Source organism: Streptomyces sp. NPDC006691 (genome assembly GCF_042869955.1).
GTDB lineage: Bacteria > Actinomycetota > Actinomycetes > Streptomycetales > Streptomycetaceae > Streptomyces.
The window spans coordinates 99,837-126,828 of record NZ_JBIAGW010000003.1; the positions used below are offsets into that span (position 1 = coordinate 99,837).

A 26,992-nucleotide genomic window follows, 5' to 3' on the forward strand; every position below is an offset into this window, starting at 1 on the left:
ATGCGCCGCGCCACCACCGCCGCCCTGGCCGCCGGCGCCGCGCTGCTGGCCCGCCGGGCCCTGCGCCGCCGCATCGGGGCGTCCCCGCTGTGGCCGCTGCCCGCCCTGGAGGAACCCGTCTCGGGGCACGGCACCCGGCGTTCGACCGTGCTGCACAGGCTGACCGTCACCGAGCGCGCCGAGGCCGCCGACGGCGTCGTACGCCTGCGACTCGAAGCCCTCGACGGGGCCGAGCTGCCCGCGTGGCAGCCCGGTGCGCACCTCGATCTGGTGCTGCCCTCCGGTCTCGTGCGGCAGTACTCGCTCTGCGGCGACCCGGCCGACCGCGCCGCGTACACGGTGGCCACCCGGCTCATCGAGGACGGCCGGGGCGGTTCGCGCGAGGTGCACGAGCAGCTCCACGAGGCGGTGGAGCTGTCGGTGCGCGGGCCGCGCAACCGCTTCCCGCTGGTGCCGAGCGCGTCGTACGTGTTCATCGCGGGCGGCATCGGGATCACACCGATTCTGCCCATGCTCCGGGCAGTTGAGGCCTCGGGCGCCTCCTGGCGGCTGCTGTACGGCGGACGTTCGCGGGCCACCATGCCCTTCCTCGACGAGATCGAGGAGCTCGGCGGGAGCGTCACCGTCGTTCCCGAGGACGAGTCGGGGATGGCGGACCTCGGGGCGTTCCTCGCCGAAGCCCCCGCGGACGCGGCCGTGTACTGCTGCGGGCCCGAGCCGCTGATGGACGCGGTCGCCGCCGCGCTCGGCCCGGACCGCACTCCGCACTTGGAGCGCTTCGCTCCCGGCGCGGCCACGCGTGGTTCCGGGTTCGAGGTCGAGCTGCGGCGCTCGGGCCGGACGCTGGCCGTTCCGGCGGACCGTTCGCTGCTCTCGGTGCTGCGCGCGGAGGTTCCCGGCGTCTCCTACTCGTGCGAGCAGGGCTTCTGCGGAACGTGCCAACAGCGCGTCCTGGAAGGGGAGGCAGACCACCGCGACGAGCTCCTCACGGACGCGGAGCGCGACGGCTCGATGCTGGTCTGTGTATCGAGGTGCCTCGGAAAGAGGCTGGTGCTCGACCTGTAGGGGGTGATCGTCCACCCCCTAGGTAGTCTGTTCGCATGACGACCGGGGTACGGCGACGGATGGGCGTCGACGAGCGCAGGCAGCAGCTGATCGGGGTCGCCCTCGAACTGTTCAGCCACCGTTCGCCCGACGATGTGTCCATCGACGAGATAGCGGCGGCCGCGGGGATCTCACGGCCGCTCGTGTACCACTACTTCCCCGGCAAGCAGAGCCTGTACGAGGCCGCGCTGCGCCGGGCCGCGGACGAGCTGGCCGGGCGTTTCCTGGAGCCGCACGAGGGCCCGTTGGGGGCCCGGCTGCTGCGGGTCATGGGCCGCTTCTTCGACTTCGTCGACGAGCACGGGCCCGGCTTCTCGGCGCTGATGCGGGGCGGCCCGGCGGTCGGCTCGTCCACCGCCAACGCCATGATCGACGAGGTGCGCAACGCCGCCCACCTCCAGATCCTCTCGCACCTGGACGTCCAACAGCCGCCCGCACGGCTTGAGTTGGTCGTCCGGTCCTGGGTGTCGCTCGCCGAGTCGACCGCCCTGCTCTGGCTGGACGGACGGCGGATCCCGCGCGGCGAGCTGGAGTTGCAGCTGGTGCACGACTTCGCCGCGCTCGCCGCGGTGAGCGCGGCCTACGACGAGGAGATGGCGGCGATCGTGCTGCGCATGCTCGCGGACGAGCCGGCCGACGGTCCGTTCGGCGAGCTGGTGGACCGCCTCGCCGCGCTGCTCCCCCTGGTGCCCGCGCCGCGCGTGGGCTGAGTACGGCCCGGCGGCCCGGCGCCCCGGGCACCTGCACCCCGGTCATATCGACACGGCGGCGCTCCGGTCGTCCGCGCCGAGGCGCAGGGCGAGCAGGGCCACGTCGTCCTCCGGGTCGTCGCCGAACCGTTCGAGCAGCGTGTCGCAGAGCGCCTCGGTGGCGGAAGGTGCCTCGGCCGCCGCGCGCCTGAGGTGTTCCAGGGAGACCTCCAGATCGGTGCCACGGCGTTCGATGAGCCCGTCCGTCACCATCAACAGGCCGTCCGACGGCTGGAGTTGGATCCGGGTCGAGGGCGGATGGCGCAGGCCGAGGCCGAGCAGCGGGCCCCGGGTCTCGATGTACGAGGCCCCGCCGCTCCCCGGGAGGAGCAGCGGCGGCAGGTGCCCGGCGTTGGCGATGCGGGCCGCGCCCGTCGCCGGGTCGATCAGGGCCAGGCAGAGCGTCGCGGTGGCCTCGGGGTGGTACAGCTGAAGCATCCGGTCCAGGAGGCGGACCAGGGCCGCCGGTTCGTGCTGGTCGGTGGCGTACGCCCGTAAGGCGTGGCGGAGTTCGACCATGACGGTGGCCGCGTCCAGGGAGTGCCCGACCACATCGCCGACGCCGACCAGGAGGCCGGCGGGGGTGCTCAGCGCGGTGTAGAAGTCGCCGCCGATCTCGGCGCGGCTGGAGGCCGGGACATAGCGCAGGGCGATGTCGGCGCCGGGGAGCCGGGGCGCGCGCTGCGGCAGGAAGCTGTGTTGCAGGGTCAGCGCGATGTGCCGCTCCTCCGCGTGTGTTCGCAGGGACTCGGCGGCGACGGCGAGAGACTGGGCGAGCCGCGAGAGCAGGGCCTCGGTCTCCTGCCCGTACGGCAGCCGGGCGGGGACGGCCAGGCATACGGGCGGCTGGTCGGCGTGGCTGCGGGCGAGCACCAGGCGGGCCCCCTCCGGACCGAAGAGCTGCGGCGGCCACAGCGGGGCCGGGGCGAGGACCGAGCGGACCCCGCCGCGGCCGGCCATGGCGCGGCGCAGCAGCACGGCGAGCGCCGGGGTCTCGGCGGTCTGCTCGGGGCGGGCCGCGCCGCCCGCGTGGAGGAAGGCGTCGGCGCCGAACACGAAGCCGGTGACGGGACCGGAGGTGAGCAGCATGGCCGCGGCCGCGGCCGAGTCCGCGAGTTCCTGCGGGCAGCGCGCCTCGTACAGGGAGGCGGTGGCCTCCGCGAGGCGGCTGAGCCGGCCGGCGCGGGCCGCGTACTCGTGGCGCAGCCGGGCGCCGCGCAGCGCGGCCCGGACGACGGCCTGGATCTCCTCGGGCTCGACCGGCACGGTGAGATAGGCCTCGGCGCCCGCGTCCAGGCCCCGGCTGCGGTCGTGCGGGGTGATGGCGGCGGCCGAGAAGTGCACGACGGGCATGGGCGCGATGCCGGGGTGGGCCTTGAGGCGGCGGCACAGCTCGAAGCCGTCCATGTCGGGCAGGCCCACGTCGACGACCGCGGCGTCGGGCAGGGCGCCCGCGCGCAGCCGGGCGTCGAGTTCGATGAGCGCGGCCGAGGCGCTGGCCACCGGGACGACCCGGTGTCCGGCCCGGCTCAGGACGGCGCCCATCGCACAGCGGTTGGCGTCCACATCGTCGACCACCAGGACGGTCGTGTCCCAGGACCTGAACATCCGCCAGCTCACCGCCCTTCGGCTCGGGAAGCCCGTCAAGAGGGAGGTGACTCCCCGCTGTTGACCCGTCGCCCACCGTAGCGTCGTCGGACCGCCCGAAACGGGTACATCCCGGATTCGTCAACCACCGTCCGCGAAACCACCCTTGAGGGCCAGCGCGAGCCCCTCGTCCAGGCCGGTGGCCACGCCCCGGCCGAAGGCCGAGTCGTACGCGCCGTCGCCGAGCGCCGCACGCGCCCGGTGCTCGCACCGCTCGCGCACGGCGGTCAGCGCGGGCGCGCCCATCTGGGCCTTGCCGACCGTGCGCCAGCACTCCTGGCCGACACCGAGGAGCAGCGCGCCGTCCTCGCCGTCCCCCTGGAAGGCGACCGCGCAGGCCAGCAGGTCGAGGCCGATGGCGATGCCGAAGCTGTCGTGCAGCAGGCGCTTGCCGCTGAGCATGGCGCGCGCGTGCGCGGCGGCCTCGGCGGGCCGGCCGAGGGCGAGCGCACTGACGGCCAGCATGTAGTCGGCGTACGCCCGCATCCAGCGTTCGCCGAGCGCCGCGCACGCGTCGCGCAGCAGGACCGCCTCGGCGGACGCCTCGTGGTGGCGGCCCCGGTTGTTCAGCGCGTAGACCCGGGCGAGCGCGCACAGGGCGCGGCCCGGGGTGAAGCCGGTGTCCTGGGCGAGCGCCGGGTCGAGGATGTCGAGCGCACCTTGCGGGTCGCCCGGCATGAGCACGCTGCCGCCGTGGAGATAGGCCGCGCGCAGCCGCTGCTCGGGGTCGGTGGCGGCACGGGCGCACTCCTCGCCGAGCCGGTGCGCGATGACGAAGTCGCCCTGGAGGAAGGCGCACATGCCGAGCGCCCACACGGCGGCGGCCCGGTGGGGCCCGGGGCCCGGGCAGCCGTCCAGGGCGCGCTGGAGGTAGCCGCGGCCCTCGCGCAGCCGGCCGCAGCAGAACCAGACGAACCAGAGCGAGCCCGCCATGTCCAGGGCGGCCTCCGGGTCGGTGGCCAGGAGGTGTTCGAGGGCGGTGCGCAGATCGGCGTGCTCGGCCTCAAGGCGTACGTACCAGTCGAGTTGAGCGGGGCCGAGCCAGGCGGCGTCGGCCTCGTGGGCGATGCGCCGGAGGCGGCGGGCGTGCCGGTCGGCCACCTCGGGGCCCTCGCCGAGTTCGTCGAGCCAGCGCAGCCCGTACTCGCGGATGGTGTCCAGCATGCGGTGGCCGAGCCGGCCGGAGGGGGCGAGCCGGGTGCGTACCACCGACTTGTCGACGAGGCCCGCCAGGACCTGTTCCACCGCGCAGGCGGGCAGCGGGCCGCCCGCGCCGATGTCCTGCGCGGCGGCCAGGTCGAAGTCGCCCGCGAACACCGAGAGGCGGGCCCAGAGCAGCCGCTCCAGGGGTTCGCACAGCTCGTGGCTCCAGCCGATCGCGGTGCGCATGGTCCGGTGGCGCGGCAGGGCCGCGACGCGGGTGTCGGCGAGCACCTCGAAGCGGGAGCCGAGCCGGCTGGCGAGCTGCTCGACCGACCACAACTTGAGCCGTGCGCCGGCGAGTTCGAGTGCCAGCGGAATGCCGTCGAGCCGCCGGCAGACGTCGGCGGCGGCCGCCGCCCGGCCGGGGTCGTCGAAGTCGAGGTGGGGCACGGCCTCGATGGCGCGCTCCTTGAACAGGGTGAGCGCCTCGTGGGCGACGGGCAGCGGCTCCAGGGGGAAGACGTGTTCCCGCGGTCGCCCCAGGGGTTGGCGACTGGTGGCGAGGACCGTGAGGCCCGGCGAGGTCGTGAGCAGTTCGCCGATCAGATGGCCGCAGGCGCTGATCAGGTGTTCACAGGTGTCGAGCACCAGGAGCAGCCGTTTGTCGGAGAGCCAGGCGCAGAGTGCCTCGCAGGCGGTGCGCAGGCTCTGGTCGGTGACGTCGAAGGCGTCGGCGACGGTCGCCGCGAGTAAGTTCCGGTCCCGCAGCGGGGACAGCTCCACCCACCAGACGCCGTCGGGACAGCGGTCCTGGAACTGCCGGGCGGCGCGCAGCGCGAGCCGGGACTTTCCGACGCCGCCGGGTCCGGTGACCGTGACGAGCCGATGCTGTTCGAGGAGCCCGTCCAGGGCGGTCAGTTCGACGGACCGGCCGATGAAACTCGTGCTCTCCGCAGGAAGATTCCCCACCACGGGCACAGTCTGGACCACGGAGCGGTCCGTGACGGAACCCGGGGCGGGGAACATCCGAAATCACTCGCCGAGCGACCTGGAATGATCGCTTCAGCGTCGCTTGAAGACCGCAACGGTACGGGCCGGGACTGTGAAGTTCCCCGAACTCTGATCGTATGTGGCCGTCTTGACCACGGGATCGGCTCCGGCCGCCTGCCGCGGATGCAGGGCGTATGCGGTTCCCGCGAGGTCACCGACGCGCTGGGTCCGCGTCGTCGGGGTCGCGTTGAACACCACGACCAGCTCGCCGAGGCGCATGGTGATCACGCCCGGGGTCTCCGCGCTCCCCGACAGCGGGAACGAGAGCGCCGACTGGACCTGTCCCGCGGTGGCGAGCTTGAACGCGCCCTCCTGACCGCGGATCGCGAGCAGGTCCTGGTAGGCGGCCGAGGTTCCGTTGATCTGCGCGCAGGTCGGGGTGAGTGCCGGGTTGGTCAACAGAGGCTTCGCGTAGGGCCACTTGGGCCGGTTGTCGGCGGCCGGCGGAAGACCGCGCCCGAAGCCGTTGCCCGCCGCGCAGTTCCAGTGCAGGGCGTTGAACCAGTCACCGCTGTCGAAGGAGTTGCGGTCCAGCGACTTGGAGCGCAGCAGGTCGCTCCCGGCCTGGGACAGCGCCGGGCCCTGCGAGAGGGCGGCGGTGGCGAGCGCCAGCACCTGCATGCGGGAGCGGTCGGCGGCCGAGGTGCCCGCGGGCAGCTTGTAGGCGAGCGCGTCGTAGAGCGACTCGTTGTCGTGGGCGTCCGCGTAGGCGAGCGCGTCGCCCGGGGCCGCCGCGTAGCCCGCCGGGGCGCCGTTGTAGTCGACGTCGGAGCCCTTGACCGTGCGGCCCGCGCTGTCGGTGAAGGTGTACGCGGCGAGGTTGCCGCTCAGGCCCACCTTGAGCAGGTCCTGGTAGTGCAGGAGCCGGGCCTTCTGCTCGGCCGGAGTGCCGTTCTCGGTCGAGGAGTTGGGGTCGGTGTAGAGGCCGGAGGCAAAGCCCTGGACGCCCGGGTCGGCGTCGAAGGGGCCCCCGCCGCGCACCGCGTCGCGGGCCCGGTCGGAGAACGTGGCGATGCCGGTGCCCGCCATGTTCTTCTGGGTGGCCTGAACGAACCGTGCGTCGTCGGCGACCTCGCCGAAGTTCCAGCCCTCCCCGTACAGAATGATCTTCTTGCCGTCGACGCCGTCCCTGGCCGGGGTCAGCGCGTCGAGGGCGGCCCGCACGGCGAGGATGTTGGCCTTGGGGTGGTGGCCCATGAGGTCGAAGCGGAATCCGTCGACCTTGTACTGCCTGGCCCAGGTCACCACCGAGTCCACGACGAGTTTGCCCATCATCGTGTTCTCGGGCGCGGTGTTGGCGCAGCAGGTGGAGTCGGCGACGCTGCCGTCCGCGAGGAGGCGCTGGTAGTAGCCGGGCACGATCTTGTCGAGGACCGAGTTGTCGGCCTGGCCGCTCGCCGCGGTGTGGTTGTAGACGACGTCCATGACCGTGCGCAGGCCCGCGTCGTTCAGCCCCCGCACCATCTGCCGGAACTCGACCGTGCGCCGCGTCCCCTCGGGGTCACTGGCGTAGGAACCCTCGGGCACGGTGTAGTGCAGCGGGTCGTAGCCCCAGTTGTACGCGTCCTTCGCGGCCGACCGGGCGATACAGGCCTGCTGCTCCTCGGAGTCCGGGGCGTACACCTTCAAGTCGCAGGCGGGGACGGCCTGTTCGGACTTCCTCTCGGGGATGCCCGCGATGTCGAAGGCGGGCAGCAGATGGACGTAGGAGGTGCCGGACTTCGCCAGCCGGGCCAGGTGCCTCATCCCGTCGGAGGCGGAGTCGGTGAACGCCAGGTACTGGCCGGGGTGGTGCGAGGTGGGGTCCGCGATCGAGAAGTCGCGGATGTGCAGCTCCTGGATCCGGGCCTCGCGCAGCGGCACGGCGGGCGGCTTCCTCAGCGTGGCCCAGCCCTTGGGGGCCAGCTTCGGATCGGCGAGGTCCACCACGAGGCTGCGCGTGGAGTCGGTGGTCAGGGCGGTCGAGTACGGGTCGGTGACCAAGTTGGTGACCACCCGCTGGACGCTCGGCGCCCATACCGTCACGGCATACCGGTAGGGCTTTCCCGACCACGACGCCGGCCCGGTCACCGACCAGACGCCGGTGGCGTCGTCGCGCCGCATCGCGACCGTGCGCCCGTCGAGTTCGAGGGAGACCGCCCGGGCGGTGGGCGCCCACAGGGAGAGGGTCGGCCGGCCATGGGCGAAGACCGGGCCCAGTGCGGTCTTGGCGGCGTTGGCTCCGTACAGGTCGTCGAGGACGCCCTGGGTCTGGACGCCGGTCGCGGCGAGCAGCGCCCCGTTCGCGGCCCGCTGGGTGGCGATGAGCTGCCCGCGCAGGGACGCACGGACGCGGGAGCGGTCGCGGGCGTCCACGGTGAACGCCGGGTAGTCCTTGAGCTGGGGGAACCTGGCCTTCTGGGCGTCGCTCAGGGCGACGGGCGCGAGCCGCAGCCACTGGCCCTCGTCGGACAGGGCGCCGTCCTTGACGGTGATGCCGCCGCCGGGCGCGTACACCAGCTGTTCGCTGGTCGCGTCGGTCGCCTTGACCTTCCACACCACGGTGCCGGCGTCGATCCACTGCGCCTCGGACGTGCCGAGGTCGAGCGAGACGCCTGAACTACCTTGCGGCAGGAGGTACTTGGCCGTTCCGGAGAGCAGCCACGCCTCGTGGCCGTAGGTGGCGAGGTCGAGGGACTGGTCGTCGGGCAGGTCCTTCTGGTCGCCCTTGTGCAGGATGTAGCCGAGTGAGGTCGCGCCGGGGGCGAGCGGCACCTCGAAGGTCACCCCGAACGCGTCGCGGCCGGTCGGCGCGAGCGGCTTGGACCAGTCGGTGGGCGCGGCGGCCCCGGTCCAGGTGTGCAGGCCCCAGCCGTCGTAGTCGCCGTCGGGCCGCGCGTAGTGCAGGACCACCTTGGAGGTGTCCTGCGGCGGGTACGCGCCGGGCGGCGCCTGCTCCGACTGCCCGTCCTTGCCCTGCTCCACCCACACCTCACCGGTGCGGCCGAGGTCGATGGTCCGCCCGGGCCCGTCGGCGCCGCCGCCCTGGGTGACGGTGTACGTGAGCGAGGCTGCGCCCTGCGGGACCTTGACCCAGGCGAAGGCGCCGTAGGCGTCACGGCCGGTGAAGGCCGCACTCCGGTCGCCGGACGTCAGCTGCCAGCCGTCGTAGTCACCGGCCGGGCGCCGGTAGTGCACGACGGCGTAGTCCCGCTCGACGGCCGTGGGTTTTCCGGGCGCGGGCGTCTGCCCCGCCGTGGTGGCGGCGAGGGCGCTCGCGGTCCGGCCCCGGCTGTCGACCACAACGGCCTTGTACCGCACGGGAGTTCCGCCGCGAAGGTCCAGGTACTGGGTGACCTTGTAGGGGGCGTGATCGGCGGAGCCGAGCGTCTGCCACGGCCCGTTGCCGCTCTGCGCGGCGAAGACGACCCGGTCCAGCTGTCCCCCGCTGACGCCGGCGGACACCTCGACCGTGCCGGTGGCCCCGGCGGCCGGGGCCTTCAGGGTGATCGACGGCCCGGCGGCGGGGCCGGGCAGCGGGGCCGCCGCCTTCAGGACGAGGGAGGACAGGGCGGGCACGGTCACCTGGACGGCGGCGTCCGAGCCGCTGCGCACCGAGCCCGAACCGCCGTACAGGACACCGAACGTGCGGTTCTCCGCACCGGTGGGCAGGGACACCGTCGTCGGCTCGGTGGCGTTGTTCACGGCCACGACGTACTCGGTGCGCGTCTTGGTGTCGGTGCGCGAGAAGGCGTAGACGGAGTCCTTGGCGTAGCGCTCGGTCTGGACGCCGTCGCGCAGCGCGGGGTTGGCCTTGGTGAGGCGGGAGAGGTCGGCGATGGTGCGGTAGAGCGGGTGGGCGGGGTCGTAGGCGTCGGAGGCGTGGGTGCGGTCGGTGCCGAGCTCGTCGTCGTCCAGGTAGTCGGGGACCTTCGAGGCGAACATGGTCTGGCGGGCGTCCTTGTCGCCGCCCGCGCCGGTGAAGCCCTGCTCGTCGCCGTAGTAGACCACCGGGTTGCCCCGGCTGAAGAACATCAACTCGTTGGCCAGGCGGTCGCGTTGGAGCAGTTCGGCGTCGCTCGCCCGCGGATGGTCCTGCTGGAGGAAGGTCCCGATGCGGCCCATGTCGTGGTTGCCGAGGAAGGTGACCTGCTCGTAGGCGTTGGCCTTGTCCGTGGTGTAGCGGTAGTCGTCGGCGAACAGGGCGGCGAGCTTGGCCGCCGGGGCGCCCTGCGAGGCGTACTGGCGGGCCGCGTCCTGGAAGGGGAAGTCGAGGGTGGCGTCGAGGCGGCCCCGGGTGACATACGGGGAGGTGACGGCGGGGTCGGCGGAGTAGGTCTCGCCGAACATGAAGAAGTCCGGCCGGCCCCGCGTCTTCGCGTATGCGTCGAGGGCGGTCGCCCACTGGGTCCAGAAGCCCAGGTCCACGTTCTTGACCGTGTCGATGCGGAAGCCGTCCACGTCGAAGTCGCGGACCCACTTCTCATAGATCCGCTCCATCCCGGAGACGACCTCGGGCCGCTCGGTCCACAGGTCGTCGAGTCCGGAGAAGTCGCCGTACTCGCCGCTCTCGCCCGCGAACGTCGAATCGCCCCGGTTGTGGTACATCGCGGGGTCGTTGAGCCAGGCCGGGACCTTGCGCTGCTGCCCGACGGGCACAACGGGCGTGTAGGGGAAGGAGTTCGCGTCGGCTTTCTTCATCCCGGCGCGGTCGTCGAAGGGGCGTCCGGTGGTGTCGAGGTAGGGGTAGGCGCCCTTGGGCCGGTAGCTGTACTGCTTCTCGGCGTAGTCGACGGTGTCGGCGGTGTGGTTGGTGATGACGTCGAAGAAGACCTTCATGCCCTTGGCGTGGGCTCCCGCTATCAGCCGGGTGAGGTCGGCGTTGGTGCCGAAGTGCGGGTCGACCTGGGTGAAGTCGGTGATCCAGTACCCGTGGTAACCGGCCGACGCGTCCTTGCCGGTGCCCTGCACTGGCTTGTTCTTGAAGATCGGCGCGAGCCAGATCGCGGTGGTGCCGAGGCCCTTGATGTAGTCGAGCCGCTGTGTGAGGCCCTTGAGGTCGCCGCCCTGGTAGAAGCCCTTGTCCGTCGGGTCGTAGCCGGTCTCCACACGCGAACCGGTCAGCCCGCCACGGTCGTTGGCCCGGTCGCCGTTGGCGAACCGGTCCGGGAGCACGAAGTAGAACTGCTCCCGCGTCGCCTCGTGCCGGGCGGGCTCGGCGGCGAGCCGGGCGTCGCTGGGCGGCGCCGGCGGCTTGGCGGCGGTGGCCGTGGCGGGCGGCGCGGGGACGAATGCGGCGCACAGGGCGGCCGCGAGTGCGACCGCCGTTCTTCGCAGGGGGATCACCGGGTGCTCCTCGGTCATACGTACCGGCGCGGCTGAATGTTCTTGCTGCAAGATTGCAAGTACTTCTGAGCAGGTGACCGTAGGAGGAGGGACGGCCCGGGTCAACGGTTCGGGCAGAATCCGCGGCACGGATGCGTCCATCCGCAAGGAATTGCGCGGGCGTTGGGCCGGGTCAGGACACCGGTCGAGCCGGTGCGTAGCCGCGGGCGCGGACGAGGTCCTGGGTGAGCCGGGTGAACTCCCGGGCGGCGGCGCTGCGGTACGCACTCTCGCGCCGCAGCAGCGCGACCGTACGGGCGGGCAGGGGCGGATCGAGGGCGACGGGCGCGAGGTCCGGGTGCTCATGGGTGACGGCGTCGGGCAGCACCGTGGCCAGCGGGGTGCGGCGGACGATCTCGGTCAGCGCCTGGAGCGAGTTCGCCTCCACGGCGATGCGCGGGGTGACGCGGTGCTGCCCGAGGTAGGCGTCGATATGCCCCCGGGTCGCGAAGTCGCCGCTCAGCAGGGCGAGTTGCCGCTCCCCGAGGTCTCGCACGCCAAGCGCCCCGGTCCGTGCGGCCGGGGCGCCGACGACGAGGCCGAGGGTCTCGGTGTACAGGGCCGTAGCCAGGATTCCGGGCAGATGCGGGCCGGCGAAGGCGATGCCGAGGTCCAGCTCGTCGGCGAGCAGCCCCGCCTCGATGCGGTCCTGCGCAAACTCCCGCACGTCCAGCGCGATATGGGGATGGCGGGTGTGCAACTCGCCGACGAGGGGGCCGACGAGGTACGCGGTGAAGGTCGGGGTCACCGCCAGGCGCAGGCTGCCGCGCGAGAGGTCGGCGACATCCAGGACGGCGCGCTCGGCCGCGGCCAGGTCACGCAGGGCACGCCGGGCGTAGTGGGCGTACGTCTCCCCCGCGTCGGTGAGCCGCACCGCGCGGCCACTCCGGTCCAGGAGCTGGACGCCCACGGCCCGCTCCAGCTGCTTGACCTGCTGGGACAGCGTGGGCTGGGAGATGCGCAGCTCCTCCGCGGCGCGGGTGAAGTTGCCGTGCTCGGCGACGGCGAGCAGATAGCGCAGATGACGCAGTTCCGGAGCCATGAGAACAACTATAGATGAGCGCTATAGGAGATATGGAAAACAGGTCTTGGACGCTATAGGGCCAGCTCATGCAGGGTGGATCCCGTCGGGCCCCACGGGCCCGGCAGCCACCGAAGGGAGTGCCCATGCAAGACCTCGCCGAGGGCGTCGCGCGTTTTCAGCGCGGTGTCTTCCCCGCCAAGGCGGAGCTCTTCGCCCACCTCGCCGCCACCCATCGCCCCGGCACGCTGTTCATCGGCTGCTCGGACGCGCGGGTGGTGCCCGAGCTGCTCACCCAGAGCGAACCGGGCGAGCTGTTCGTCATCCGCACCGCCGGAAACCTGGTGCCCGCGTACGCCCCGGGAGCGGACGGCATCGCGGCGAGCGTCGAGTACGCGGTCGGCGTGCTCGGCGTGCGTGACATCGTGGTCTGCGGCCACTCCGCCTGTGGGGCGATGACCGCGCTCGCCGAGGGCCACGACCTCGCCGCGCTGCCCGCGGTCGCCGACTGGCTGCGGCACGCGGACGCGGCCCCGGCCCACGCGCACTCCACGGACCTCGCGGCCCTGATACGCGGCAACGTACGCGCCCAGCTCGCGAACCTGGCGACGCACCCCTCGGTGGCCCGCGCCCTGTCCGGGCACCGGCTCACGCTGCATGGCTGGGTCTACGACATCCCCACGGGCACGGTCGAGGAACTCGACACCACTACCGCCGCCAACTGAACCATTTCCAAAAGGAGTTACCCATGATCCAGTCCCAGTTCGACACCACCGCCCGCCAGGACCTGGCCACCGCCGCCGTCGAGGCGAAGCTGCGCAAGGACCTGTCGTGGCAGCAGATCGCGGACGCGGCCGGCTTCTCCGTCGCATTCGTCACGGCCGCCGTGCTCGGCCAGCACGCACTGCCCGCCGAGTCCGCGCGGGCCGTCGCCGAGCTGCTCGGCCTCGACGACGACGCGGCCCTGCTCCTGACCACCGTCCCGAGCCGCGGCTCGATCACGGGCGGCATCCCCACCGACCCGACGATCTACCGCTTCTACGAGATGCTCCAGGTGTACGGAACCACGCTGAAGGCCCTGGTGCACGAGGAGTTCGGGGACGGCATCATCAGCGCGATCAACTTCAAGCTGGACGTGAGGAAGGTCGCCGACCCCGAGGGCGGCGAGCGTGCCGTGATCACCCTGGACGGCAAGTACCTGCCGACCAGGCCGTTCTGACGGTCAGTCTTCTTTGCCGCCTGCCGGGCGGCGCTGGGACTCCCGAGCGGCACCTGTCCGCCCTCGGGTCTCGGCGTCGCCCGTCCGCGCGGTGGCCGCCGCGTCGAGCAGCGGCCAGCCGTCCACCTCCACCGGGCGCCGCTCCCCGGGCCGCCAGCCACGGGCCAGCGCTGCATCGAGCAGGGCCCGGACGGCACCCGGCTCGTGCAGATTCAGGCCCGGCCCCCGTACGAAGCCGACGTCCCCGGAACCCAGGAAGGCCCCGCCCGGGACGTACCGGCCGGGCCCGGCGGTGAAGACCATCCGCAGGGCACCGCCGGCGCCTCTCGGCTGCGGGAACAGGGTGAGGCTCTGGCGGCAGTCGACAGCCCGGCCGTCGGAGTCCTTGCGGTGGCTGTGGTGCGTCGACCACAGGTACACGCGCCCGTCGGCCACCAGCCGACGGGCCTTCGTCGCACGGCGAGGCATGCGACGAAGATACGTGACCCGGCACCGGCCGAAAGCCCGCGGGTGCGCCGGAGGCCACGCCGGGCGCCCCCGGACTCATCCCCGCGCCCGCGCCGTGGATCCCCGTACCACCAGCTCCGGCTGGAAGACGAACTCCGTTCGCTGGACGGGGGTTCCGGCGATCTCCTCCAGGAGGGCGGACACCGCGGCCGCCGCCATCGCCCGCACGGGCTGGCGGACCGTGGTCAGGGGCGGGTCGGTGAAGGCGATGAGCCGGGAGTCGTCGAAGCCCACCACCGAGACGTCCGCCGGCACGTCGAGCCCGCGTTCGCGGGCGGCGCGCACCACGCCGAGCGCCATCATGTCGCTGCCGCAGACGATCCCCGTACAGCCCCGGTCGAGCAGCGCGCCCGCGGCGACCTGGCCGCCCTCCACGCTGTACAGGGTGGGCATGACGAGGGCCGCCGCCTCGTGTTCGGGCAGGCCGAGCCGCTCCCCCAGCGCCGCCGTGAACCCCTCGGTCTTGCGGCGCGAGGGGACGTACCGCAGGGGTCCGACCGCGAGGCCGATCCGGGTGTGTCCGAGGTCGGCCAGGTGGCCCACCGCCATCCGCATCGCCGCGTGGTCGTCGGGCGAGACGAACGGCCCCCGCAGCGCCTCGTTGTAGCCGTTCACCAGGACGTACGGGACGCCCCGTTCGGCGAGCGCGAGGTAGCGGGCCGGGTCGGTGGAGGTGTCCGCGTGCAGCCCGGACAGGAACACGATGCCGTTGACGCCGCGCTCCTCCAACTGCTCGACCAGCTCGTCCTCCGTTGCCCCGCCCGGCAGTTGGGTGCACAGGACGGGCGTGTAGCCGTGGCCCGCGAGCATCTGCTCCACCGCCTGGGCGAAGGCGGGGAAGATCGGGTTGGTCAGCTCCGGGGTGACCAGGCCGATCAGCCCCTCGCTGCGGCGGCGCAGCCGGGCCGGGCGCTCCCAGCCGAGCACGTCCAGGGCCGCGAGCACCCGCTGCCGGGTGGGGTCGGCGACGCCGGGCCTGCCGTTGAGCACCCTGCTGACGGTGGCCTCGCTGACCGCGGCCTGCGCCGCTATGTCCGCGAGGCGCGGCCCGGCCGGCTGCGCGGCCTGGCTCACACCGTCCACCACACCGTGGTGTCGCCCGGCAGCTCGAAGCGGTCGCCGTCCACCGCGAAGGGTGCGCTGGACAGGACCGCGCGCCCGGGCAGCGGCAGCGACACCAGGCGGCCGGTGAGGTTCACCGTGCACACGAAGCCCTCGCGGGCGAAGACGAGCACGCCCTCGGGGGCCTCCAGCCAGCGCAGGTCGTCCCCGGCGCCAAGGCCCGGGTGGGCGCGGCGGGCCGCGATGGCCCTGCGGTACAGCTCCAGGGTGGAGTCCGCGTCACCGGTCTGCGCCTCGACGCTGAGCCCGGCCCACGAGGCGGGCTGCGGAAGCCAGCTGCCGCCGCTGCCGAACCCGTACGAGCTGCCCTCGACGGTCCACGGGATCGGGACGCGGCAGCCGTCACGGAAGCCGTCCTGGCCCGCGGCGCGGAAGAACGAGGGGTCCTGGCGCACTTCGTCGGGCAGGTCGGTGACGTCGGGCAGGCCGAGCTCCTCGCCTTGGTAGACGTAGGCCGAGCCGGGCAGGGCCAGCATCAGGAGGGTGGCCGCGCGGGCCCGGCGCAGGCCGAGTTCGCGGTCGCCCGGGGTGCGCAGCTGGGTGCCGAGGCCGGGCGGGTTGGCGAAGCGGGTGGCGTGCCGGGTGACGTCGTGGTTGGACAGGACCCAGGTGGCGGGGGCGCCGACCGGGCGCATCGCGGCGAGCGAGGTGTCGATGACCTCGCGCAGCGCCGCGGCCTCCCAAGGGGCGCCCAGATACTGGAAGTTGAAGGCCTGGTGCAGTTCGTCGGGGCGTACGTACAGGGCGGTCCGCTCGACCGTGGGGGTCCACGCCTCGGCGACGGCGATGCGCTCGCCGTCGTACTCGTCGAGGATGGTCCGCCAGGAGCGGTAGATCTCGTGCACGCCGTCCTGGTCGAAGAACGGCATGACGTCGTTGCCGAGCAGCTTGAGCTGGTCGTGGCCGCCGATGTCGGGCAGGCCCGGCGCCTTGACGAGGCCGTGGGCGACGTCGACGCGGAAGCCGTCGACGCCCATGTCGAGCCAGAAGCGCAGGATGGAGCGGAACTCGTCGGCGACGGCCGGGTGGTCCCAGTTCAGGTCGGGCTGCTCGGGTGCGAACAGGTGCAGGTACCAGTCGCCGTCCTCGGTACGGGTCCAGGCGGGGCCGCCGAAGATGGACTCCCAGTCGTTGGGCGGGAGTTCACCGTGCTCGCCCTTGCCGGGGCGGAAGTGGTAGCGGGCCCGCAGCGGTGAGCCGGGGCCCTCCGCGAGGGCGCGCTTGAACCACTCGTGCTGGTCCGAGGAGTGGTTGGGCACCAGGTCGGTGATGATGCGCAGGCCCAGCTCGTGGGCGTCGCGGATCAGTGCGTCGGCGTCGAGCAGGGTGCCGAACATCGGGTCGATGGCCCGGTAGTCGGCGACGTCGTAGCCGGCGTCGGCCTGCGGGGACGCGTAGAAGGGCGAGAGCCAGACGGCGTCGACGCCGAGGTCGCGCAGATAGGGCAGCCGGGCGCGTACGCCTTCGAGGTCGCCCATGCCGTCACCGTTCCCGTCGGCGAAGCTGCGCGGATAGACCTGGTAGATCACGGCGTCCCGCCACCACTGCGTACCGGTCTTCCCGGTGAGGCGGTCGGGGGCGGTGAAGTGCTGGGTCATGTCGTCCTTAGAAGGGGGGCCCGGGGGTGGTCGACCCCCGGGAACCGGTGGGATGGGCGGCCGGGGCGGAGCCCGCGTCAGCCCTTGGTCGCGCCCGCGGTCATGCCGGTGACCAGGTGCTTCTGCACCAGGTAGAAGATGGCGGAGACCGGGATGGCGATGAGCACGGCGGTGGCGGCCATGTAGTTCCACTGGGAGTCGTGCTCGCTGACGAAGCTGGAAAGGCCCACGGCGAGCGTGTACTTGCCGTCGTCGAGCATGAAGGTGGAGGCGAACGCCACCTCGCCCCAGGCGGTGAGGCAGGTGTAGAACGCGGCGACCGCGAGGCCGGGCCGGGCGAGCGGCAGGATGAGGCGGAAGAAGGTGCCGAACGGGCTGAGCCCGTCGACCCGGCCCGCCTCGTCGATCTCGACCGGGATGGTGTCGAAGTAGCCCTTGAGCATCCACGCGCAGTACGGCACCGCGGTGGAGCAGTACACCAGGATCAGGCCGCCGTAGGTGTCGATGAGGCCGAGGTCGCCGAGGATCTGGTACATCGGCACGATCAGCACGGCGATCGGGAACATCTGGGTGACGAGCAGCACCCACATCAGCTTCTTGTAGCCGGGGAAGCGCATCCGGGAGACCGCGTAGCCGGTGGTCGCCGCGAACATCACGCCGATGACGCAGGTCATGACGGCGATCAACGCGGTGTTGCCGAGCCAGGTGAAGAACTTGGTGTGCTCGGTGACGAACGCGTAGTTGGAGAGGGACAGCTTGGACCAGATGCGGCCCGGGTGCAGGTAGTCGTCCTTGTCGGGGCCGAGCGAGACGAAGAGCAGCCACACGATCGGGAAGAGCGCGACGAGACTGGCGAGGCTCAGCGCGAGGTGCGACAGGACCGCGGTGCGGCGCCGGGTGTGGTCCCGGGAGACGGCCTTGGTGGTCATGGGGGCATCAGACCTGTTCATTGCGGGCCAGCCAGCGTCGGTAGAAGGAGGAGAAGACGATCAGGATGGAGAGCAGCAGCACGCCGTAGGTGGCGGACTGCGCGAAGTCGCGGGGCTGCTGTCCGAAGCCGAGCCGGTAGGCCCAGGTGACGAGGATCTGGGCGTCGGGGGCACCGCCGTTGCCGAACAGCAGGAAGATGATCACGAACTGGTTGAACGTCCAGATGATGCCGAGCAGCACGACGGTGGCGCTGACCGGGCGCAGGCCGGGCAGGGTGACGTGGCGGAAGCGCTGCCAGGGGCTCGCGCCGTCCATCTCGGCTGCCTCGTACAGCTCCGCGGGGATGGTCTGGAGCCCGCCGAGCAGCGAGACCATCATGAACGGGACGCCGACCCAGGTGTTGACGAGGATCGCGGCGAGCTGCTGGAAGTGCGGCTGCTCAAGCCACTCGGGCTGCGGCAGGTGGAGGGTGCCGAGCACGGTGTTGACGATGCCGGAGTCGCTGAGCATCAGGCGCCAGGAGAAGACGGTGACGAAGGTGGGCACCGCCCAGGGCAGGATCAGCATCATCCGGTAGAAGGTGCGGCCGCGCAGCTTCTGGTTGAGCAGCAGGGCGAGCGAGAGCCCGATGACGTAGTGCAGGGTCACACAGGCGACGGTCCACACCACGGTCCACAGGAAGTGCGACCAGAACCGGTCCCAGGCGGTCGGGCCCCACAGGATGTCCGCGTAGTTGTGCAGTCCGACGAACTCGTAGGTCGCGGCGATGTGGTTGGCACCGATGGTGCGTGCCGAGTTGAGGCTGTTGGCGTCGGTGAGCGTGTAGTAGACGCCCTGGACGAGCGGATAGAGCACCAGGACGCCGAGCACGACGACGATCGGCGCGACCATCGCGTACGCGTACCAGTGCTTCTGCCAGGAGCGCCGGACGCGCTCCAGCGGCCCCCGGCGCGCCGGGGACGCGCTCTTGGGGGCCGCGCCATCGACGGCAACGGTCATCTCGACACCTTTTCCGGGGGAGGTCGACAAACGTGCGGGCCGCCGGGCCGCTCCCTCGCGGGAACGGCCCGGCGGCGGGGCTCACTTGGTGAAGTCGGGAACCAGCTTGGCCATGTCCTGCTGAAGGCTCTTGGTGGCGTCGGCGACGGATTCCTTGCCGTCCGCGACCTTCGGCAGTTCGGTGTCCATCGGGGTCCACAGCGAGCTGTACTCGGGCAGCTCCGGGCGCGGCTGGGCGGCGGCGAGCACGCCCTGGAAGCCGGCGATGCCCGGGTCGGCCTTGACCTGCGCGGTGTAGGCGTCCTCGCGGGTCGGCAGTGTGGAGTTCTTCAGCGCGATGCTCTCCTGGCTCTTGGCCGAGGTCATGAAGGTGACGAACTTCATCGCGGCGGCCGCGTGCGCCTTGTCGGAGCCCGCGTACACGGACAGGTTGTGACCGCCGGTCGGGGCGCCCGCCTTGCCGGCGGATCCGGCCGGGACGGTGGCGATGCCGAGGTTGGCCTTGTCCTTGAAGGCGGCGCCCTTGTAGAAGTTGGTGATCTCCCACGGGCCCTGGACGATCGCCGCGACCTTGCCGTTCACGAAGGCGTCCTGGATGTGGGCGTACGCGTCGGCGGTGACGTCCGCCTTGTGCAGGCCGGGCCCGTCGAACAGGCCCTTCCAGGTCTCAAGTCCCTTGACGGCGGGGGCACTTGCGATGGTCACCTTCTTGCCGACGGCGTCGACCGTGTCGGTGCCCTCGCCGTACAGGAACGGCTGGGCGTAGTACCCGGCGGTGGAGCCCCAGTAGCCGTCGACGCCTGCCTTCTCCTTGACGAGGGCGGCGTCCGCCTTCAGCTCGTCCCAGGTGGCGGGGGCCTTGGTGATGCCGGCCTGGGCGAACAGGGCCTTGTTGTAGACGAGGGCGAGGGTGTCGGTGACCAGCGGGACGCCGTAGGTCTTGCCCTGGAACTGCGCCTGCTTGATCAGGTTGGGCCGGAACTCGGCCTGGTCGGTGAGGGCCTCGGTGCCGTCGAGCGGCAGGAAGTAGCCCTTCTTGGCGAACGCGGGCGTCCAGCCGACCTCGGCGCGCAGCACGTCCGGGGCGCCCTTGGCGCCGGCGGCGGTGTCGAACTTGTTCTGCGCCTGGTCGAAGGGGACGTTGACGTACTTCACCTTGATCGTGGGGTTCGCCTTCTCGAACTCCGTGACCAGCGCCTGGTACGTGGGTGCCTCGTTCGTGGCGTTCGAGGTGTCCCACCAGGTGATGGTGACCGGTCCGTCCGCCTTGCCGCCGCTGTCGCTGCCACCGCAGGCCGTCGCCGCGAGCGCCAGGGTCGCCGCGATCGCGGTGGCCGCTATGCCACGTCGCATGAGAACTCCTTCACTGGGTGCCGCTCCATCACGGCGCCGGATCGCCAGGAACGTAACAAGGATGAAAGGCGACCGAAAGACCTTGCGAAGAATTTCTGCAAGAGCGGTCGATCGTTACGTCAGCGTGTCCGCACGGTTGCCACTGTGCGCCTTGTCAAAGCCGGTATCACTGGTCCAGCCGCGCCCGCGGAGGACCTGCAAGGGTTCCGCAAGACCTTGCAAGGCTGTTACTTTCGAGGCCCATCGGCGTTGATCCCGTGAACGCAGGATTTTCGAGAGGGCACCCCATGACGCAGGAGCTGACGACGGCCACCGTCGCCCAGGAGCCCACCGGGCCCCGGACCGGCTGGTGGCGCGACGCGGTGATCTACCAGGTGTATGTGCGCTCCTTCGGGGACAGCGACGGCGACGGCATCGGCGATCTGCCCGGCGTCACCGCCCGGCTCCCCCATGTGAAGGAGCTCGGCGCGGACGCGGTCTGGCTCACCCCCTTCTACGCCTCCCCCCAGGCCGACGGCGGCTACGACGTCGCGGACTACCGCACGGTCGACCCGCTCTTCGGCTCCCTGTCCGACGCCGACGCCCTGGTGCGCGAGGCCCACCGCCTCGGCCTGCGCGTCATCGTCGACATCGTCCCGAACCACACCTCGGACCAGCACGCCTGGTTCCGGGCGGCACTGGCCGGCGGCCCCGAGCGCGAGCGTTACCACTTCCGCCCCGGCAAGGGCGAGCGCGGTCAACTCCCGCCCAACGACTGGGAGTCGGTCTTCGGCGGCCCGGCCTGGACCCGTACCACCGACGGCGACTGGTACCTGCACCTGTTCGCCCCCGAGCAGCCCGACCTGAACTGGGACCACCCGGCGGTGCGCGCCGAGTTCGACTCCGTGCTCCGCTTCTGGCTGGACCTCGGCGTGGACGGTTTCCGCATCGACGTGGCCCACGGCATGGTCAAGGCGCCGGGCCTGCCGGACATCGGCGCGCGCGAGCAGGCCAAGCTCATCGGCAGCCAGGTGCTCCCCTTCTTCGACCAGGACGGTGTCCACGAGATCCACCGCGCCTGGCGGACCCTGCTCGACTCCTACCCGGGCGAGCGCATCGCGGTCGCCGAGGCCTGGGCCCCCTCCTCCGAACGCCTGGCCCTGTACGTACGCCCCGACGAGCTGCACCAGGCGTTCAACTTCCAGTTCCTGACGTGTGGTTGGGACGCGGAGCGGATGCGCGCGACCGTCGACGCCTCGCTGGCCGCGACCGGCGCGGTCGGCGCCCCCACCACCTGGGTGCTCTCCAACCACGACGTCGTACGCCATGTCACCCGCTACGGCGGCGGGGAGCAGGGGCTTCGCCGGGCCCGCGCCGCGACCCTGTTCACGCTGGCGCTGCCCGGCTCCGCCTATCTCTACCAGGGCGAGGAGCTCGGCCTGCCCGAGGTCACCGAACTGCCCGACGAGCTGCGGCAGGACCCGGCCTTCCTCCGCGCGGCGGGCCAGGACGGCTTCCGCGACGGCTGCCGCGTCCCGATCCCGTGGACGGCCGAGGGCCCGAGCTTCGGCTTCGGGGACGCGGCGCCCTGGCTGCCGCAGCCCGACGCCTGGCGCGGGCTCGGCGTCGCCTCCCAGTCGGGCGACCCGCACTCCACCCTGGAGCTCTACCGCGCGGCCCTCGCCCTGCGCCGCGAACTGCCGGGGCTCGGGGACGGCACGATGAGCTGGCTGCCCGCGCCCCAGGGGGTGCTCGCCTTCGCCCGGCCGGGCTTCGTGTGCACCCTGAACACCCTGGACCGCGAGGTCCAACTCCCGCTCCCCGGGCGGCCGGTGCTCACCAGCGCGGCGGTCGGGTTCGACCCGGAAAACGCCCTGCTCCCGGCCGAATCCGCCGTCTGGTGGGCAATCTGACGTGCGACCGGTACAGTCCCATCCCGTGACCGCACGGCTCGCCGACATCGCAGCCCAGGCGGGGGTCAGCGAAGCCACAGTCAGCCGCGTGCTCAACGGCAAGCCCGGTGTGGCCGCGGGCACCCGCGAATCCGTCCTGGCCGCACTCGACGTGCTGGGTTACGAGCGTCCCGTACGACTGCGCCGGCGCAGCGCGGGGCTCGTCGGCCTGATAACGCCGGAGCTGGAGAACCCGATCTTCCCCGCCCTCGCCCAGGTCATCGGCCAGTCGCTGACCCGGCAGGGATACACGCCGGTGCTCGCGACGCAGACTCCGGGCGGTTCCACCGAGGACGAGCTCACCGAGATGCTGGTGGACCGGGGCGTCTCCGGGATCATCTTCGTCTCCGGGCTGCACGCGGACACCACCGCGGACATGGAGCGCTACGAGCAGCTGCGCGCCCAGGGCGTCCCGTACGTCCTGGTGGACGGCTTCTCGCCGAAGGTGCAGGCGCCCTTCATCTCGCCCGACGACCGGGCCGCGATGCGGCTCGCGGTCACCCACCTCGCGGCGCTCGGCCACACCAGGATCGGCCTCGCGGTGGGCCCGAAGCGCTTCGTGCCGGTGCTGCGCAAGATCGAGGGCTTCACGGCCGGGATGCAGGACCGGCTCGGCCTGACGACGGCCGAGGCGGAGTCACTGATCCAGCACTCCCTGTACACGCTCGAAGGCGGGCAGGCCGCGGCCAACGCGCTCATCGCGCAGGGCTGCACCGCGATCGTGTGCGCCAGCGACATGATGGCGCTCGGCGCGATCAGGGCCGCGCGCCAGGCGGGCCTGGACGTGCCCCGTGATGTCTCTGTGGTGGGCTTCGACGACTCTCCGCTGATAGCGTTCACCGACCCACCGCTGACCACCATCCGCAAGCCGGTGACGGCGATGGGGCAGGCCGCGGTCCGCGCCCTGCTCGAAGAGGTCGGGGGCACCCCGGCGCCGCACAGCGAGTTCGTGTTCATGCCCGAGCTGGTCGTACGCGGTTCGACCTCGGGTGCGCGACCCCGAAGCCGACCCTGACGTACGCCGGGAAACCTCGTCCTTTGGGAGTAGCAGGTGCGCAGCGAACCCGACCGGAGGATGATCGGCGGGGGGTATGTGCATCTGGCAGACTCTCTTCCTATGGGTGAAATGACCGTGAAGACTCTGGAAGGCCGGACGGCCGCTCCACCACATGAGCCGTCGGCCACACCCTCGAACAACGAACCGGGCCGCAGCGGACTTTCCGCCCGGCTGCGGAGCGTGCGCCGGCCGCGCCGCCCGCGGATCTGGTTCGAAGTGCTTCTGATCGCGGTGAGTTACTGGGTGTACTCGCTGATCCGCAACGCGGTCCCCGAGCAGAAGGCGAAGGCGCTCAGGAACGCGGACTGGATCTGGAGTGCGGAGCACGACCTCGGCATCGCGGTGGAACAGTCGGTCAACCATGCCGTGAATTCGGTGACATGGCTCATCGTCGGCATGAACTACTACTACGCGACACTGCACTTCATCATCACCATCGGTGTCCTCGTGTGGCTGTTCCGTTACCACCCCGGCCGCTACGCGGCGTCACGCCTCGTGCTCTTCGCGACCACCGGCGTGGCCCTGCTCGGCTACTACTTCTTCCCGCTCGCCCCGCCCCGCCTGATGAACGGCGGGCACTTCGTCGACACGGTCCTGGTGCACCACACCTGGGGCTCGATGGCGTCGGGCGACCTGAAGAACATGTCGAACCAGTACGCGGCGATGCCGTCCATGCACATCGGGTGGTCGACCTGGTGCGGCCTGACGATCTTCGCGCTCGCCTCCGCGCCCTGGGCGAAGATCCTGGGCCTGCTCTACCCCACGGCCACCCTGATCGTGATCGTCTCCACGGCGAACCACTTCTGGCTGGACGCGGTGGGCGGCCTGCTCTGCCTGGCCTTCGGCTTCCTGGCCTCCCGCGCCTGGTACGGCAGCTTCCCCCACCAGCTCCCGAAGCTGGTCCCCGCCTCCACCGCGAGGCCCCGGCGAGCCCGTTCGGCCCGTCCGGCGCTTGAGGACGAACGCGCCTGAGGCAGCGAACGCGAGGGGAGCTCGACGAGGACGAGCGCCCTTCAGGCGCGACCCGGGGTATGGGGGCAGAGCCCCAGAAGGGCCCCGGAAGGGCCCCAGAAGGGCCCCGGGGGCACAGCCCCCGGCATGACAACCCCGCCGCACGCTAGAGGTGCGCCCCGTAGAACAGCTCCTCCACGATCCCCCGCGCCCTGCGCGTAAGCCGCCGGTAGTCCTCCAGCATGTCGCCGACATGCCCCGGCTCGTACCCCAGGTAACGCCCCACCGCCGCAAGCTCCCGCCCGTCGGACGGAAACGTGTCCCCGGCTCGGCCCCGCACCAGCATGACCCCGTTGCGCACCCGCGTGGCCAGCACCCACGCCTCGTCCAGTATCGAGGCCTCCTCCGTGCCCACGAGCCCCGCCGCGTGCGCGGCGGCCAGCGCCTGACGGGTCCGCGTGGTGCGCAGGCCCGGCAGCTCCCAGCCGTGCCGCATCTGCATCAGCTGGACCGTCCACTCGACGTCGGAGAGCCCGCCCCGGCCCAGCTTGGCGTGCAGGGTGGGGTCGGCGCCGCGCGGCATCCGCTCGGACTCCATCCGCGCCTTGAGACGACGGATCTCACGGACCGCCTCGTCTCCGAGGCCCTCCACCGGGTAGCGCAGCGGGTCGATCAGCTCGATGAAGCGCGCCCCGAGGTCGCGGTCGCCCGCCATCACCTCGGCGCGCAGCAGCGCCTGGCTCTCCCAGACGAGCGACCAGCGCCGGTAGTACGCCTCGTAGGACTTCAGGGTGCGCACCATCGGACCCGACTTGCCCTCCGGCCGCAGATCCGCGTCGATGAGCAACGGCGGGTCCGCGGTGGGCAGTTGGAGCAGCCGGCGCATCTCGGCGACGACCCGGTTGGCGGCCCGCGCGGCCTCCTGCTCGTCCACGCCCTCGCGGGGTTCGTGCACGAACAGGACGTCCGCGTCCGAGCCGTAGCCCAGCTCGTGGCCGCCGAAGCGGCCCATGCCGATGACCGCGAAACGGGTGGGCAGGGTCTCGCCCCACTCGGCCCGTACGGCGGCGCGCAGGGCGCCCGCGATGGTGGCCGCATTGAGGTCGGTGACCGCGTTGCCGACCCGGTCGACGAGCGCGCCCGGGTCCTCCTCGGCGGGGCTGTCCTCGGTGCCGTAGGAGCCGATGAGGTCGCCCGCGGTGGTCCGGAACAGTTCGCGCCTGCGCACCCCGCGGGCCGCGGCGACCGCGCCCTCGGCGGTCTCGGCACGGCCGACCGCGGCGAGCACCTCCTGCTCCAGGTGGTCCTGGCCGCGCGGCACGAGCCCGTCCGGGTCGCCGAGGATGGCGACCGCCTCGGGGGCGCGGAGCAGCAGGTCGGGGGCGAGCCGGCCGGCCGAGAGGACCCGGGCCAGGTTCTCGGCGGCGGCGCCCTCGTCGCGCAGCAGCCGCAGGTACCAGGGGGTCTTGCCGAGCGCGTCGGACACCTTGCGGAAGCCCAGCAGGCCCGCGTCCGGGTCGGCGGAGTCCGCGAACCAGCCGAGCAGGACGGGCAGCAGGGTGCGCTGGATGGCGGCCTTGCGGCTCACCCCCGAGGACAGTGCCTCCAGGTGGCGCAGGGCGGCCGCCGGGTCGGCGTAGCCGAGCGCTTCCAGGCGGTGGGCGGCGGCGCGGGCGCTGAGCCGGGTCTCGCCGGGCGCGAGCTGGGCGACCGCGTCCAGGAGCGGCCGGTAGAAGAGCTTCTCGTGCAGCCTGCGGACGACCGAGGCGTGCCGCTTCCACTCCTTGTTGAGGCTGACGACGGGCTCGGTACGAAGACCGAGCGAGCGGCCGAGCCGGCGCAGATCGGCCTCGTCCTCCGGCACGAGGTGGGTGCGGCGCAGCCGGTAGAGCTGTATGCGGTGTTCCATCGCCCGCAGGAAGCGGTACGCCTCGTCCATCTGGGCCGCGTCCGCCCGGCCGACGTACCCTCCGGCGGCGAGCGCCGCGAGTGCGTCCAGGGTGGAGCCGCTGTGCAGGGTGGCGTCGCTGCGCCCGTGCACCAACTGGAGGAGCTGGACGGCGAATTCGACGTCCCGCAGGCCGCCGGGACCCAGCTTCAGCTCGCGCTCGACCTGGGCGGCGGGGATGTTGTCGACGACCCTGCGCCGCATCTTCTGCACGTCGGCGACGAAGTTGTCCCGCTCGGCGGCCTGCCACACCAGGGGTGAGACGGCCTCGACGTAGTCCCGGCCGAGCTGGGGGTCGCCCGCCACCGGGCGGGCCTTGAGCAGCGCCTGGAACTCCCAGGTCTTGGCCCAGCGCTGGTAGTAGGCGAGGTGGCTGGAGAGGGTGCGGACGAGCGGGCCGTTGCGGCCCTCGGGGCGCAGATTGGCGTCGACGGGCCAGATCACGCCCTCGACGGTGGTCTCCGAGCAGATCCGCATCAGATGGGCGGCGAGCCGGCCCGCGGCCTGCATGGCCTTGCCCTCGTCGAAGCCGTCGGCGGGCTCGGCCACGAAGATCACGTCGACGTCGGACACGTAGTTGAGCTCGTGGCCGCCGCACTTGCCCATCGCGATCACCGCGAGCCGGCACTGCGCGGCGTCGGCCGGGGCCGCGGTGCTCGCGATGGCGAGGGCGGCGCGCAGGGTGGCGGTCGCCAGGTCGGCGAGCTCGGCGGCGGTCTCGGCCACGTCGGTCGTGCCGCACACGTCGCGGGCCGCTATGGCGAGGAGGCAGCGCCGGTAGGCGACCCGCAGGGACACCGGGTCGGTGGCCCCGGCCAGGCCCCGCTCGAACTCGGCGACCCCGGGGTGCAGGTCGGCCGCCTCGTAGGTGACCAGGGCGTGCCAGTCGTGCGGATGGCGGGCGAGGTGGTCGCCGAGCGCCTCGGAGGCGCCGAGCACCCCGAGCAGCCGGTCGCGCAGCGGCTTGGCGCTGACCAGGGTGTCCAGGAGGGCACGGCGCTCGTCGTCCTCCTGCGCCTCCACGAGGCGGACGAGCCCGAGCAGCGCGAGATCGGGGTCGGCGGTGGCGCCGAGCGCGTCCAGGAGCACCGGGTCGGACCGTACGGGCGCGAGCTCGGGGCTCTCCAGGAGCCGCTCGGCGGCCGAGGGGTCGGTGAAGCCATGCCGCAGCAGCCGTGTGAAGGTACTGCTCCTGCGCCCCGGCACCGTCATCTGGCCGCCTCCCACGTGTACGTCCACCCGCGTGCCCGGCCGGGGGTACCCGGAACCGGCCCACCCGATCAAGACCCGGATTCCGAG

18 protein-coding genes are annotated in these 26,992 nt (G+C 72.2%); 7 read left to right on the plus strand and 11 right to left on the minus strand.

Going from position 1 to position 26,992, the window contains the following annotated elements:
- Both ACFYNP_RS07245 and ACFYNP_RS07250 read left to right on the plus strand, forming a co-directional pair.
- On the plus strand, positions 1 to 1,065 hold the full coding sequence (locus ACFYNP_RS07245; RefSeq protein WP_388783425.1) for a PDR/VanB family oxidoreductase: 1,065 nt from the start codon (positions 1 to 3) through the stop codon (positions 1,063 to 1,065).
- Between the two features lie 35 nt (positions 1,066 to 1,100).
- Positions 1,101 to 1,814 carry a TetR/AcrR family transcriptional regulator gene (locus ACFYNP_RS07250; RefSeq protein WP_388408251.1) on the plus strand — a complete coding sequence of 238 codons (714 nt, stop codon included), beginning with the start codon at positions 1,101 to 1,103 and terminating at the stop codon, positions 1,812 to 1,814.
- A gap of 42 nt (positions 1,815 to 1,856) precedes the next feature.
- Here ACFYNP_RS07250 and ACFYNP_RS07255 read toward each other — a convergent pair whose 3' ends face one another.
- The 4 genes from ACFYNP_RS07255 to cynR form a co-directional block, all read right to left on the minus strand.
- Positions 1,857 to 3,461 carry a SpoIIE family protein phosphatase gene (locus ACFYNP_RS07255; protein WP_388783428.1) on the minus strand — a complete coding sequence of 535 codons (1,605 nt, stop codon included), beginning with the start codon at positions 3,459 to 3,461 and terminating at the stop codon, positions 1,857 to 1,859.
- A gap of 120 nt (positions 3,462 to 3,581) precedes the next feature.
- On the minus strand, positions 3,582 to 5,612 hold the full coding sequence (locus ACFYNP_RS07260; protein ID WP_388783430.1) for an ATP-binding protein: 2,031 nt from the start codon (positions 5,610 to 5,612) through the stop codon (positions 3,582 to 3,584).
- Between the two features lie 93 nt (positions 5,613 to 5,705).
- On the minus strand, positions 5,706 to 11,036 hold the full coding sequence (pulA, locus tag ACFYNP_RS07265) for a pullulanase-type alpha-1,6-glucosidase (protein WP_388783433.1): 5,331 nt from the start codon (positions 11,034 to 11,036) through the stop codon (positions 5,706 to 5,708).
- A 154-nt stretch (positions 11,037 to 11,190) separates the two neighbouring features.
- Positions 11,191 to 12,099 carry a transcriptional regulator CynR gene (cynR, locus tag ACFYNP_RS07270; protein ID WP_388783436.1) on the minus strand — a complete coding sequence of 303 codons (909 nt, stop codon included), beginning with the start codon at positions 12,097 to 12,099 and terminating at the stop codon, positions 11,191 to 11,193.
- Between the two features lie 125 nt (positions 12,100 to 12,224).
- Here cynR and ACFYNP_RS07275 point away from each other — a divergent pair, with 125 nt between their 5' ends.
- Together ACFYNP_RS07275 and cynS are read left to right on the plus strand one after the other, a co-directional pair.
- Complete coding sequence (locus ACFYNP_RS07275) at positions 12,225 to 12,803, plus strand: carbonic anhydrase (protein ID WP_388408239.1); 579 nt, start codon at positions 12,225 to 12,227, stop codon at positions 12,801 to 12,803.
- A gap of 23 nt (positions 12,804 to 12,826) precedes the next feature.
- Positions 12,827 to 13,297 (plus strand): cyanase, encoded by a 471-nt coding sequence (gene cynS / locus ACFYNP_RS07280; RefSeq protein ID WP_388783439.1) that lies wholly within the window; start codon positions 12,827 to 12,829, stop codon positions 13,295 to 13,297.
- A 3-nt stretch (positions 13,298 to 13,300) separates the two neighbouring features.
- Here cynS and ACFYNP_RS07285 read toward each other — a convergent pair whose 3' ends face one another.
- From ACFYNP_RS07285 to ACFYNP_RS07310, 6 genes are all read right to left on the minus strand, one after another.
- Positions 13,301 to 13,765, minus strand: a complete 465-nt coding sequence (locus tag ACFYNP_RS07285; protein WP_388783442.1) for a hypothetical protein — start codon at positions 13,763 to 13,765, stop codon at positions 13,301 to 13,303.
- A 75-nt stretch (positions 13,766 to 13,840) separates the two neighbouring features.
- On the minus strand, positions 13,841 to 14,890 hold the full coding sequence (locus ACFYNP_RS07290; protein ID WP_388408231.1) for a LacI family DNA-binding transcriptional regulator: 1,050 nt from the start codon (positions 14,888 to 14,890) through the stop codon (positions 13,841 to 13,843).
- Positions 14,875 to 16,524, minus strand: coding sequence for a glycoside hydrolase family 13 protein (locus ACFYNP_RS07295; protein ID WP_388783445.1), 1,650 nt, complete (start codon positions 16,522 to 16,524; stop codon positions 14,875 to 14,877). The genes ACFYNP_RS07290 and ACFYNP_RS07295 overlap by 16 nt, the downstream gene beginning before the upstream one ends.
- Before the next feature lie 77 nt (positions 16,525 to 16,601).
- The gene (locus ACFYNP_RS07300) at positions 16,602 to 17,453 is read right to left on the minus strand and encodes a sugar ABC transporter permease (protein ID WP_388408225.1); all 852 of its coding nucleotides are present in this window, start codon (positions 17,451 to 17,453) and stop codon (positions 16,602 to 16,604) included.
- Positions 17,454 to 17,460: 7 nt separating this feature from the next.
- Positions 17,461 to 18,453 carry a carbohydrate ABC transporter permease gene (locus tag ACFYNP_RS07305; RefSeq protein WP_388408222.1) on the minus strand — a complete coding sequence of 331 codons (993 nt, stop codon included), beginning with the start codon at positions 18,451 to 18,453 and terminating at the stop codon, positions 17,461 to 17,463.
- A gap of 81 nt (positions 18,454 to 18,534) precedes the next feature.
- Entirely contained in the window at positions 18,535 to 19,806 is a 1,272-nt protein-coding gene (locus ACFYNP_RS07310; protein ID WP_388783448.1) for an extracellular solute-binding protein, read from the minus strand.
- A 287-nt stretch (positions 19,807 to 20,093) separates the two neighbouring features.
- Here ACFYNP_RS07310 and ACFYNP_RS07315 point away from each other — a divergent pair, with 287 nt between their 5' ends.
- From ACFYNP_RS07315 to ACFYNP_RS07325, 3 genes are all read left to right on the plus strand, one after another.
- Positions 20,094 to 21,698, plus strand: coding sequence for a glycoside hydrolase family 13 protein (locus tag ACFYNP_RS07315; protein ID WP_388783451.1), 1,605 nt, complete (start codon positions 20,094 to 20,096; stop codon positions 21,696 to 21,698).
- Between the two features lie 25 nt (positions 21,699 to 21,723).
- Positions 21,724 to 22,752 (plus strand): LacI family DNA-binding transcriptional regulator, encoded by a 1,029-nt coding sequence (locus ACFYNP_RS07320; protein ID WP_388408214.1) that lies wholly within the window; start codon positions 21,724 to 21,726, stop codon positions 22,750 to 22,752.
- A 102-nt stretch (positions 22,753 to 22,854) separates the two neighbouring features.
- Positions 22,855 to 23,766, plus strand: a complete 912-nt coding sequence (locus tag ACFYNP_RS07325; protein ID WP_388408211.1) for a phosphatase PAP2 family protein — start codon at positions 22,855 to 22,857, stop codon at positions 23,764 to 23,766.
- A gap of 145 nt (positions 23,767 to 23,911) precedes the next feature.
- Here the strand turns inward: ACFYNP_RS07325 and ACFYNP_RS07330 are convergent, their stop codons facing one another.
- A complete protein-coding gene (locus ACFYNP_RS07330; protein ID WP_388408209.1) occupies positions 23,912 to 26,905 on the minus strand; it encodes a bifunctional [glutamine synthetase] adenylyltransferase/[glutamine synthetase]-adenylyl-L-tyrosine phosphorylase in 2,994 nt (997 codons plus the stop codon).
- Positions 26,906 to 26,992 lie beyond the last annotated feature (87 nt).

Excerpts from the sequence above, each read along its gene's own strand:
- ACFYNP_RS07250 (WP_388408251.1), top strand. The coding sequence starts at position 1,101 with ATGACGACCGGGGTACGGCGACGGATGGGCGTCGACGAGCGCAGGCAG.
- ACFYNP_RS07305 (WP_388408222.1), bottom strand. The coding sequence starts at position 18,453 with ATGACCGTTGCCGTCGATGGCGCGGCCCCCAAGAGCGCGTCCCCGGCG.
- ACFYNP_RS07245 (WP_388783425.1), top strand. The coding sequence starts at position 1 with ATGCGCCGCGCCACCACCGCCGCCCTGGCCGCCGGCGCCGCGCTGCTG.
- ACFYNP_RS07310 (WP_388783448.1), bottom strand. The coding sequence starts at position 19,806 with ATGCGACGTGGCATAGCGGCCACCGCGATCGCGGCGACCCTGGCGCTC.
- cynR (WP_388783436.1), bottom strand. The coding sequence starts at position 12,099 with ATGGCTCCGGAACTGCGTCATCTGCGCTATCTGCTCGCCGTCGCCGAG.
- ACFYNP_RS07275 (WP_388408239.1), top strand. The coding sequence starts at position 12,225 with ATGCAAGACCTCGCCGAGGGCGTCGCGCGTTTTCAGCGCGGTGTCTTC.
- ACFYNP_RS07300 (WP_388408225.1), bottom strand. The coding sequence starts at position 17,453 with ATGACCACCAAGGCCGTCTCCCGGGACCACACCCGGCGCCGCACCGCG.
- ACFYNP_RS07255 (WP_388783428.1), bottom strand. The coding sequence starts at position 3,461 with ATGTTCAGGTCCTGGGACACGACCGTCCTGGTGGTCGACGATGTGGAC.
- ACFYNP_RS07285 (WP_388783442.1), bottom strand. The coding sequence starts at position 13,765 with ATGCCTCGCCGTGCGACGAAGGCCCGTCGGCTGGTGGCCGACGGGCGC.
- pulA (WP_388783433.1), bottom strand. The coding sequence starts at position 11,036 with ATGACCGAGGAGCACCCGGTGATCCCCCTGCGAAGAACGGCGGTCGCA.
- ACFYNP_RS07315 (WP_388783451.1), top strand. The coding sequence starts at position 20,094 with ATGACGCAGGAGCTGACGACGGCCACCGTCGCCCAGGAGCCCACCGGG.
- cynS (WP_388783439.1), top strand. The coding sequence starts at position 12,827 with ATGATCCAGTCCCAGTTCGACACCACCGCCCGCCAGGACCTGGCCACC.
- ACFYNP_RS07295 (WP_388783445.1), bottom strand. The coding sequence starts at position 16,524 with ATGACCCAGCACTTCACCGCCCCCGACCGCCTCACCGGGAAGACCGGT.
- ACFYNP_RS07325 (WP_388408211.1), top strand. The coding sequence starts at position 22,855 with ATGGGTGAAATGACCGTGAAGACTCTGGAAGGCCGGACGGCCGCTCCA.
- ACFYNP_RS07330 (WP_388408209.1), bottom strand. The coding sequence starts at position 26,905 with ATGACGGTGCCGGGGCGCAGGAGCAGTACCTTCACACGGCTGCTGCGG.